Raw genomic sequence first — 8,730 nt, 5'->3', positions numbered from 1 at the left:
GCACGTTGCCAGCGAGGGGGGCCGTGGCAGGGGTTTGAGTCGACACGTTGGATGCTCGCCGTTTTCTTGACTGTCAGTTTTCCACTGGGCGCTGCGCGCCCCGAATGCACGAAGCCCGCGCCATCCTCAAGCGGGTCGGCGAAGCGACACGAAGTGCGCGAAGACTGGGGGAGAGCTTCATCAGGCGATCTTGAATCGGGCCACCGAGCGGCGCAGTTCCTCGGCCATCTGCGACAGCTCGCGCACCTGCTGGGCGGTGTTGCGGGTACCTTCTCCGGTCTGCTCGGTCACGGCAAAGATGTGCTGGATGTTGGCGGCCACCACGTTGGCCGAATCGGCCTCGCGGGAGGCGGACTGCGAAATCTGCTCGATGAGGTCTGCCAGCCGGCGCGACACGCGGTCGATCTCGGACAGCGCGGTACCGGCATTGTCGGACAGCTTGGCCCCTTCGACCACACCCTGCGTGGAACGCTCCATGGCGCCCACCGCGTCCTGCGTGTCGGTCTGAATGGCCTTCACCAGCGCCGAGATCTGGCGCGTCGCGTCGGCGGAGCGTTCAGCCAGGCGCTGCACTTCTTCGGCCACCACCGAGAAGCCGCGGCCGGCTTCACCGGCCGATGCCGCCTGGATGGCGGCGTTCAGCGCCAGCACGTTCGTCTGCTCGGTAATGTCCGAGATCAGCTCGGTGATTTCGCCGATCTCCTGCGACGACTCGCCCAGGCGCTTGATGCGCTTGGAGGTTTCCTGGATCTGGTCGCGGATGGAGTTCATGCCGCCGATGGCGTTCTGCACGGCCTGCAGGCCCGAGGAGGCAGCCTGCAGCGACTGGCGCGCCACCGTGGCGGACTCCTGCGCCTGCGAGGACACGCCGTTGATCCGCTCGGCCATGGTCACCACCGACTGGCCGGTTTCGCGAATCTCGCGCAGCTGTTCGGTCGAGGCGGCGAGCAGTTCGGTGGAGGTGCTTTCCACCTGCGAGGTGGTCTGCGCCACGCGGGTGGCCGTGTTCTGCACGTTGCCCACCAGCAGGCGCAGTTCTTCCACCGTGTAGTTCACCGAGTCGGCGATGGCGCCGGTGATGTCCTCGGTCACGGTGGCTTCCTGCGTCAGGTCGCCTTCGGCCACCGTCTGCAGTTCGTTCATCAGCCGAAGAATGGCGGCCTGGTTGGCGTTGTTGATGCGGCCGGCCTCTTCGCTGGCCTGCTCGGCCGCGAGACGCTCGCGCTCTGCAACGGCGGCACGTTCGCGGCCTTCGCGCACCTGCACGAAACCGATGGCGCCGGCCAGCGCCAGGGCGGCCAGCGAGAGCACGAACAGCATCACGATCGTTCCGGCGCCAAGGCCGGTGCGCGCGGACAGCTTGTCCTGCAGCTCGCCGAGCGATTTGCGCAGCGGTTCGCTGTCGGTCAGGATGGAAGCCTGCGCTTCGCGCGCGGCCACCAGGCCCTGCAGGTTGCCCAGAATGGCCGAGGCCTGCGTGCGCATCTGCTCGTAGGTCTTGAGAATGGCTTCGAGCTGCTGGCGGGTCTGCGGGTCTTTCGAGCCGGGGAAGCGCTGCTGCGCATTGCCGTCGAGCAGGCCGCGCGTGGTTTCCTGGAAGGTGTTCAGGTCCTTGCCGAGCAGGAACACGGCGTCGGGGTTCACGCCCTCGACCGTGAAGAACTCGTTGGTCGACTTGCCGATGCGCTGGGTCAGCATCACGAGCTGGCCGGCCGCCGAGATTTCAGGCAGCGTGGCGTTCTGCTGCATCTTCAGCGAAGCGACGGTTTCCGTCATTTCGAGCAGCGCGGACGACTGCTGGTTGATGTCGCGCAGGGCGGCGCCCACCTGGGTCAGGATCTGGCGCTGGGCCAGCACGACCTTGGCGCTGGCATCGGCACGGACGACCAAGGGGTTGATCTTGGCCATGTCCTCGTCGTACTGGTTGCCCACGCGCTCCAGGCGCAGGGCGTCGTCGCCGTTGGTCAGGCCCTGCACGCGGCGCGTGAGGTCGTCGGCGCTGTCCTTCACTTCGACGAAGGCCGGGGCGCTGCCCACCAGGGCCTGGGAGATCGACTTTGCGAGCCGCTGCGACTGCATCAGCGACTGGCCGGTGGCGGCCACCTGCTGCGCAAGGCGCTCGGCGCGAAGAATGGCGGAGCCGGCCACCAGCAGCAGCAGCAGCACCACCACCGCGAGCATGATGGCCAGGACGCGCTGCTGGCGCGCCGGGTTCGAACCCGCGCGGCCGCCCGCGGCCTGGGGCACGGCGCCTTCGGGCGATGCCGCCTCGTTGGCCGCCTCGCTGCCGCCGAGCATTTCGTCGGCAAAGCCGGCGGGCAGCGGCGCGGCCGGCGCGCCGTCCTTGCGGGCCAGCCGAATGGTCTTTTCCTCCAGGGCCTGAACCGTGTCGACGTCGTCGAGCGATATGGAACCGGAGCCGTCGACGCGGGCCTTGTCGTTGCCGCTGTTCGCGGGCAGTAATTTCTTGAACTTGTCGGCGATCGAGCTCACGGTCGGTCCTTCAGGTGGTTGTCTTTGGGCTGTGCGGAAGCACTAGGCGCCAATACTCAAAAACTCGGGTTGCTGAGAAAGCGCCTGCAGGTTGATTTCCTGCCAGCGCTCGCCCGCCGCATCGGTGTACAGATGCCCCAGCCAGGCGGGTGCCTGTGCGCCAGGCGGCTCCGAAGCCGTGAAGGCCTCGGCGCCGCGCAGTCCCGCCAGCCGGTCGACCAGCAGCGCGCAGTTCACTTCGAGCAGTTCGTTGAGGGCAACGAGCCGCGATTGCATGCGGGCCGCCTCGGTGGCGGCCGTGTTGTCCGGCGCACCCGAGGCGAATGCCGACAGGTGCACCACGCCATAGAGGCCGCCGCGCAGGTTGGCCACGCCCAGGAACCAGGGCTGCGTGTAGGGCACGGGCTGCGGCGGCGTCCACGGGAAGATTTCCCCCGCGTGGCCGAGTGGGAACAGGTACTTGCCCTCGCCCGCCTCGACCGCGAGCCACGAGGCGGCGACGCCGGTCGTGCGCGCAGCCTGCAGGCGGCTTGCAAGCCGGGACTGGAAGGCTCGGAGAGCGTCGCGATTGGCCATGGACTCGGCAGGCGCCTGCTCAGGCCAGCGCGCTGATCTTGGACATCAGCTCGGCCGCGTTGACCGGCTTCACGATGTAGTCGCGGGCGCCCTGGCGCATGCCCCAGACGCGATCGGTTTCCTGGTTCTTGCTGGTGCACAGGATGATCGGGATGGCGGCGTACTGCGGATCGCGGGCAATGGCGCGCGTCAGCTGGAAGCCGTTCTGGCCGGGCATGACGACGTCCATGAGGATCAGGTCGGGCTGGTCCTCTTCGAGGCGGCGCATGGCGTCTTCGGCGTTTTCGGCGGTCTTGACCGCAAAGCCGTTCTTCTGGAGCAGGTCCGAGAGGAACACCAGTTCCGTCTTGGAGTCGTCGACGACGAGGATTTTTCGAATGGGCATTTACTGCACTTCCTGTTGAAGGGTGCCAAACTGCTGCACGGCCTGCAGCAGCTGGTCTTTGGTGAAGGGTTTGGTCAGGTAGTCCTGCGACCCGACCATGCGGCCGCGCGCCTTGTCGAAGACGCCGTCTTTCGAGGAGAGCATCACGACCGGAACATTGGAGAAATGAGCGTTGCGCTTGATGATGGCGCAGGTCTGGTAGCCGTCCAGCCGCGGCATCAGGATGTCGCAGAAAATCAGATGCGGCTTGTGGTCGTTAACCTTGGAGAGCGCGTCGAAGCCGTCTTCCGCGAGAAGAACCTCGTGCCCGCCCTGCTTCAGAAATATTTCGGCACTGCGCCGGATCGTATTGCTGTCGTCGATGACGAGCACCTTGTAACCTGATCCATTCGGCCCCATTGCACATGCTCCTGCTGAGATGAGACTTGGATGCCCGCCGCACCGTACATCGGCGCAAATCGCGTAGCCCTATGCCATGCTTTCAGATTTCAACCATTTCGAAGTCTTCCTTGCGCGCACCGCACTCAGGACAGGTCCAGTTCATCGGAACATCGGCCCAGGCCGTGCCTGCCGCGATGCCGTCTTCCGGTACACCAACCGCTTCGTCATAGATCCACCCACAAATCAGGCACATCCAAGTTTTCGTATTCATCGGAGCTTAAAGTCCTTGTTCATTAAATGCAACGAGTGTATCTATGCGTATCTCACTGGCGGACGGTAAACGTCGCGCCTATGCCACCATCCAGGGGATTTCGCCCGGCGTATGACCATCTACTTACATCCAGCAGACCACGCCCGCAAACCGGGCAATCTTAACGACCCCTCGCCGGACGCCGAAGAGGTGGCCGAGCGCGACCTGAATCCGCCCTGCGTGCTGGTCTTCAACGCCAGCGATCCGAGCGGCGCGGGCGGCCTGGGCGCGGACGCACTGGCCATGGCCTCGGTCGGCGCGCACATGCTGCCGGTGGTCACGGGCGCCTACGCCCGCGACACGGCCGAGATCTTCGACCATTTCGCCTTCGAGGAAGAGGCCATCGCCGAGCAGGCACGCGCCATCCTCGAGGACGTGGAGGTCCAGCTCATCAAGGTGGGCTTCGTCGGAACGCCCGACGCGCTGAGCACCATCGCCGAGACCGCCTCCGACTACCCCGAGGTGCCGCTGGTGGCCTACATGCCCAACCTTTCCTGGTGGGACGAGGACCTTATCGAGGGCTATCTGGACGCCTTCCGCGAGCTGCTGCTGCCCCAGGCCACAGTGTTGGTTGGAAACCACAGTACGCTGTGGCGCTGGCTGCTGCCCGACTGGAGCGGCGAGCGTCCGCCCGGCGCGCGCGACATCGCCAAGGCCGCCGGCGAGTTCGGCGTGCCCTACACGCTGGTGACCGGCATGGTGCTGCCCGACCAGTTCATCGACAACGTGCTGGCCTCGCCGCAGTCGGTGCTCGCCAGCGAGAAATACGAGCGGCTCGAAGCGGTCTTTGCCGGCGCGGGCGACACGCTGTCGGCCGCGCTGGCCGCCCTGCTCGCGAGCGGCACCGACCTGGTGGCCGCCACCACCGAGGCCCTGGCCTACATGGACCGCTGCCTCGACGCGGGCTTCCGGCCCGGCATGGGCCACGTGCTGCCGGACCGCCTGTTCTGGGCCGAGCCGGAAGACGACGATGACGACGATGAAGACCCCGACGCGCCGCAAGACTTTGCCCTGCCCCCTCACGACACCCGACACTGATGCCAAACGCTGACCAAAACGACATTCTTTTCGAGCGCGCCCGCGCCGTCATTCCCGGCGGCGTCAATTCGCCGGTGCGCGCCTTCAAGGCCGTGGGCGGCACGCCGCGCTTCATCCGCCGCGCCGAGGGCGCCTATTTCTGGGACGCCAACGACAAGCGCTACATCGACTACATCGGCTCCTGGGGCCCGATGATCCTGGGCCACGGCCACCCCGCGGTGGTCGAAGCGGTGCAGAAGGCCGTGCTCGAGGGCTTTTCCTACGGCGCGCCAACCGAGCGCGAGATCGAGCTGGCCGAAGCCATCCTCGCCCTGATGCCGTCGATGGAGATGGTGCGGCTCGTGAGCTCGGGCACCGAGGCCGCCATGAGCGCGCTGCGCCTGGCGCGCGGCGCCACCGGCCGCAAGCACATCATCAAGTTCGAGGGCTGCTACCACGGCCATGCCGATGCGCTGCTGGTGAAAGCCGGCTCCGGCCTTGCCACCTTCGGCCACCCCACTTCGGCCGGCGTGCCGCCCGAGGTCACGCAGCACACGCTGGTGCTCGAATACAACAACATCGCGCAGCTCGAGGAAGCCTTCGCGCTGCACGGCAACGACATCGCCTGCCTGATGATCGAGGCGATTGCCGGCAACATGAACTTCGTGCGCGCCACGCCCGCCTTCGCCGCCCGCTGCCGCGAGCTGTGCACGCAGCACGGCGCGCTGCTGGTGTTCGACGAAGTGATGACCGGCTTTCGCGTCGGCCTGCACGGCGCGCAGGGCGTGCTGGGCATCACGCCCGACCTCACGGTGCTCGGCAAGGTCATCGGCGGCGGCATGCCGCTGGCGGCCTTCGGCGGCCCGCGCGCCATCATGGAGCAGCTCGCGCCGCTCGGCCCGGTCTACCAGGCCGGCACGCTGTCAGGCAACCCGGTGGCCACGGCCTGCGGCCTTGCCACGCTGAAGGAAATCTCGAAGCCCGGCTTCTATGAGGCACTCGGCAAGAAGACGCGCTCGCTCGCCCACGGCCTCAAGGCCGCGGCAGCCGCCGAAGGACTGCCCTTCAACGCCGACAGCGAGGGCGGCATGTTCGGCTTCTTCCTGATGAACGAGCTGCCGCAGAACTACGCGACCGTGATGACCACCGACAACGCGAAGTTCAACGCGCTGTTCCACGGCCTGCTGGAGCGCGGCGTGTACATCGCGCCGGCGCTCTACGAGGCCGGCTTCGTGAGCGCGGCGCATGGCGACGGCGACATTGCCGCGACCATTGATGCGGCGCGGCAGGTTTTCAGGACGCTGCGCTCGCTCTGACCCGTCTGCTGCGGGGCGCCGAAAGACGCCCCGCCCGAGCGCGCAGGCTCAGTGCCGGAAGTGGCGCACGCCCGAGAGCACCATGACCACGCCGCGCTCGTCGGCGGCATCGATCACTTCCTGGTCGCGCATCGAGCCGCCCGGCTGGATCACGCAGCTCGCGCCGGCATCGACCACCACGTCGAGCCCGTCGCGGAACGGGAAGAAGGCGTCGCTCGCCACTGCCGTGCCCTTCAGCGAGAGGCCCGCATGCTCGGCCTTGATGCTCGCGATGCGCGCCGAGTCGAGGCGGCTCATCTGGCCCGCGCCCACGCCCATGGTCATGCCGCCGGCGCAGAACACGATGGCGTTGCTCTTCACGTACTTGGCGACCTTCCATGCGAACAGCAGGTCCTGCAGTTGCTCCGGCGTGGGCTGCTTCTTCGTGACCACCTTGAGGTCGCTCGCCGCGAGCTCGTGGTTGTCGGCGGTCTGCATCAACAGGCCCGAACCAACGCGCTTGACGTCCATGAGGTTGCGGCCGTTGTCCCAGTCGGTGGTGCCGCCTGGCGGCAGTGCGATCTCGAGCACGCGCACGTTCTGCTTGACCTTGGTGGCCTGGAACACGGCGAGCGCCTCGGGCGTGTAGCCCGGCGCCATCAGCACTTCGACGAACTGCTTGGCAATGGCCTGCGCGGTCTCGCCGTCGACCGGGCGGTTGAAGGCGATGATGCCGCCGAAGGCCGAGGTCGGGTCGGTCTTGAAGGCCTTGCCGTAGGCTTCGGCCGCGTCCTTGCCCACGGCCACGCCGCAGGGGTTGGCGTGCTTCACGATCACGCAGGCGGGCACATCGAAGCTCTTCACGCATTCCCATGCGGCGTCGGCATCGGCGATGTTGTTGTAGCTGAGTTCCTTGCCCTGCAGTTGCTTCGCCGACACCAGCGAGCCGGGCGCCGGATGCAGGTCGCGGTAGAACGCGGCCTGCTGGTGCGGGTTCTCGCCGTAGCGCAGGTCCTGCACCTTCACGAAGCGGCCATTGCTTTGCGCCGGGAACAGCGAGCGCGTGGGCGAAGGCTGGCCGATGCTGGCGTCGAAGTCGATGGCCGAGAGATAGTCGCTGATGGCGCCGTCGTAGTCGGCGATGCGGTTGAACGCGGCCACCGAGAACGCGAACTTGGTCTTGTCGCTGAGCTTGCCGCCGGCCTGGAGCTCGGCCAGCGCCACGGCGTACTGCGAGGCGTCGGTCAGCACGCCCACGTCCTTCCAGTTCTTGGCCGCGSWGCGCACCATSGCCGGGCCGCCGATGTCGATGTTCTCGATTGCGTCTTCGAGCGTGCAGCCGGCCTTGGCCACCGTGGCTTCGAAGGGATAGAGATTGACCACCAGCAGGTCGATGGTGTCGATGCCGTGTTCCTGGATGGCCGCCACGTGCGCGGGCAGGTCGCGCCGCGCGAGCAGGCCGCCGTGGATCTTGGGGTGCAGCGTCTTCACGCGGCCGTCGAGCATTTCGGGAAAGCCGGTGTGGTCGGCCACTTCGGTCACGGGCAGGCCGGCATCGGCCAGCAGCTTGGCGGTGCCGCCGGTGGACAGCAGCTTGATGCCCAGCGCATGCAGCGCCTGCGCGAATTCGAGGATGCCGGTTTTGTCGGAGACGGAGATGAGTGCGGTCTGGGCCATGGAATATGCCGTGGAGTTATTTATTTCAGGAGTTTGTGTTCAACCAGCTTCTTGCGAAGCGTGTTGCGATTCAGGCCCAACCATTGCGCGGCCTTCGACTGATTGCCCTCGGCGCGCGTCATCACGACGTCGAGCAGGGGCTTCTCGACCACACGCACGAGCATCTCGTACATGCCGTCGGGTTCGGTGCCGCGCAGATCACGAAAGTAGCTGTCCAGACTGGTGCGCACGCAGTCCTCGATGTGTTTCTTGCTCATGCTTTTTCTTCTCTTCCTCTCAACCGGCGGCGCAGGCCGCCTCCTCTTCACCGGACAGCTCTTCGGCCGCCTGGTGCACGGGCATGCGGTCCATGCGGTCCGCCAACCCGTCGAAATAATCGCCGACCGCGCGCAGTTGCGCAGCGGAGTCTTCGATGGTGTTCATCCGTGCGCGGAAGGCTTCGCCGTCCGGCAGCGTGCGCACATACCAGCCGATGTGCTTGCGCGCGGTGCGCACGCCGCTGAATTCGCCGTAGAGCGCGTAGTGCTCCACCAGGTGGTCGAGCAGCAGGCGGCGCACTTCGGCGACAAGCGGCGGCGCAAGGTGCGTGCCGTGCC

General features: G+C 66.7%; 10 protein-coding genes. 2 read left to right on the top strand and 8 right to left on the bottom strand.

Annotated elements, in window-relative coordinates:
• Nucleotides 1-180: 180 nt before the first annotated feature.
• The 5 genes from AC1DOC_RS09155 to AC1DOC_RS09135 all read right to left on the bottom strand — a co-directional run bounded on the left by AC1DOC_RS09155 (nucleotide 181) and on the right by AC1DOC_RS09135 (nucleotide 4,106).
• Nucleotides 181-2,493, bottom strand: coding sequence for a methyl-accepting chemotaxis protein (locus tag AC1DOC_RS09155; protein ID WP_015867387.1), 2,313 nt, complete (start codon nucleotides 2,491-2,493; stop codon nucleotides 181-183).
• 42 nt (nucleotides 2,494-2,535) lie between these two features.
• Nucleotides 2,536-3,069 carry a chemotaxis protein CheW gene (locus AC1DOC_RS09150; protein WP_015867388.1) on the bottom strand — a complete coding sequence of 178 codons (534 nt, stop codon included), beginning with the start codon at nucleotides 3,067-3,069 and terminating at the stop codon, nucleotides 2,536-2,538.
• A gap of 19 nt (nucleotides 3,070-3,088) precedes the next feature.
• Nucleotides 3,089-3,454, bottom strand: coding sequence for a response regulator (locus AC1DOC_RS09145; protein ID WP_015867389.1), 366 nt, complete (start codon nucleotides 3,452-3,454; stop codon nucleotides 3,089-3,091).
• Nucleotides 3,455-3,853: a response regulator gene (locus tag AC1DOC_RS09140; RefSeq protein ID WP_015867390.1), complete on the bottom strand. Its 399-nt coding sequence runs from the start codon at nucleotides 3,851-3,853 to the stop codon at nucleotides 3,455-3,457.
• A gap of 82 nt (nucleotides 3,854-3,935) precedes the next feature.
• Nucleotides 3,936-4,106, bottom strand: coding sequence for a rubredoxin (locus AC1DOC_RS09135; protein ID WP_007838397.1), 171 nt, complete (start codon nucleotides 4,104-4,106; stop codon nucleotides 3,936-3,938).
• A gap of 111 nt (nucleotides 4,107-4,217) precedes the next feature.
• Between AC1DOC_RS09135 and thiD the strand changes: the two genes are divergently transcribed.
• Both thiD and hemL read left to right on the top strand, forming a co-directional pair.
• Nucleotides 4,218-5,183 carry a bifunctional hydroxymethylpyrimidine kinase/phosphomethylpyrimidine kinase gene (thiD, locus tag AC1DOC_RS09130; protein WP_015867391.1) on the top strand — a complete coding sequence of 322 codons (966 nt, stop codon included), beginning with the start codon at nucleotides 4,218-4,220 and terminating at the stop codon, nucleotides 5,181-5,183.
• Entirely contained in the window at nucleotides 5,183-6,478 is a 1,296-nt protein-coding gene (hemL, locus tag AC1DOC_RS09125) for a glutamate-1-semialdehyde 2,1-aminomutase (protein WP_412511916.1), read from the top strand. Before thiD ends, hemL begins: the two co-directional genes overlap by 1 nt.
• 48 nt (nucleotides 6,479-6,526) lie before the next feature.
• Here hemL and purH read toward each other — a convergent pair whose 3' ends face one another.
• The 3 genes from purH to AC1DOC_RS09110 form a co-directional block, all read right to left on the bottom strand.
• The gene (gene purH / locus AC1DOC_RS09120; RefSeq protein ID WP_478129692.1) at nucleotides 6,527-8,134 is read right to left on the bottom strand and encodes a bifunctional phosphoribosylaminoimidazolecarboxamide formyltransferase/IMP cyclohydrolase; all 1,608 of its coding nucleotides are present in this window, start codon (nucleotides 8,132-8,134) and stop codon (nucleotides 6,527-6,529) included.
• 20 nt (nucleotides 8,135-8,154) lie between these two features.
• Entirely contained in the window at nucleotides 8,155-8,391 is a 237-nt protein-coding gene (locus AC1DOC_RS09115) for a Fis family transcriptional regulator (protein ID WP_007838304.1), read from the bottom strand.
• 19 nt (nucleotides 8,392-8,410) lie between these two features.
• Nucleotides 8,411-8,730 (bottom strand): tRNA-dihydrouridine synthase (locus AC1DOC_RS09110; RefSeq protein ID WP_478129691.1); only part of this gene is annotated, 320 nt, incomplete at its 5' end.

The sequence above is a fragment of the Variovorax sp. 01T439_2 genome, assembly GCF_056398445.1.
The sequence above is the reverse complement of the archived record's forward strand: the minus strand, read 5'-3'. Positions and strand labels throughout refer to the sequence as shown.

Excerpts from the sequence above, each read along its gene's own strand:
- hemL (WP_412511916.1), top strand. The coding sequence starts at position 5,183 with ATGCCAAACGCTGACCAAAACGACATTCTTTTCGAGCGCGCCCGCGCC.
- thiD (WP_015867391.1), top strand. The coding sequence starts at position 4,218 with ATGACCATCTACTTACATCCAGCAGACCACGCCCGCAAACCGGGCAAT.
- AC1DOC_RS09135 (WP_007838397.1), bottom strand. The coding sequence starts at position 4,106 with ATGAATACGAAAACTTGGATGTGCCTGATTTGTGGGTGGATCTATGAC.
- AC1DOC_RS09140 (WP_015867390.1), bottom strand. The coding sequence starts at position 3,853 with ATGGGGCCGAATGGATCAGGTTACAAGGTGCTCGTCATCGACGACAGC.
- AC1DOC_RS09115 (WP_007838304.1), bottom strand. The coding sequence starts at position 8,391 with ATGAGCAAGAAACACATCGAGGACTGCGTGCGCACCAGTCTGGACAGC.
- AC1DOC_RS09145 (WP_015867389.1), bottom strand. The coding sequence starts at position 3,454 with ATGCCCATTCGAAAAATCCTCGTCGTCGACGACTCCAAGACGGAACTG.
- AC1DOC_RS09150 (WP_015867388.1), bottom strand. The coding sequence starts at position 3,069 with ATGGCCAATCGCGACGCTCTCCGAGCCTTCCAGTCCCGGCTTGCAAGC.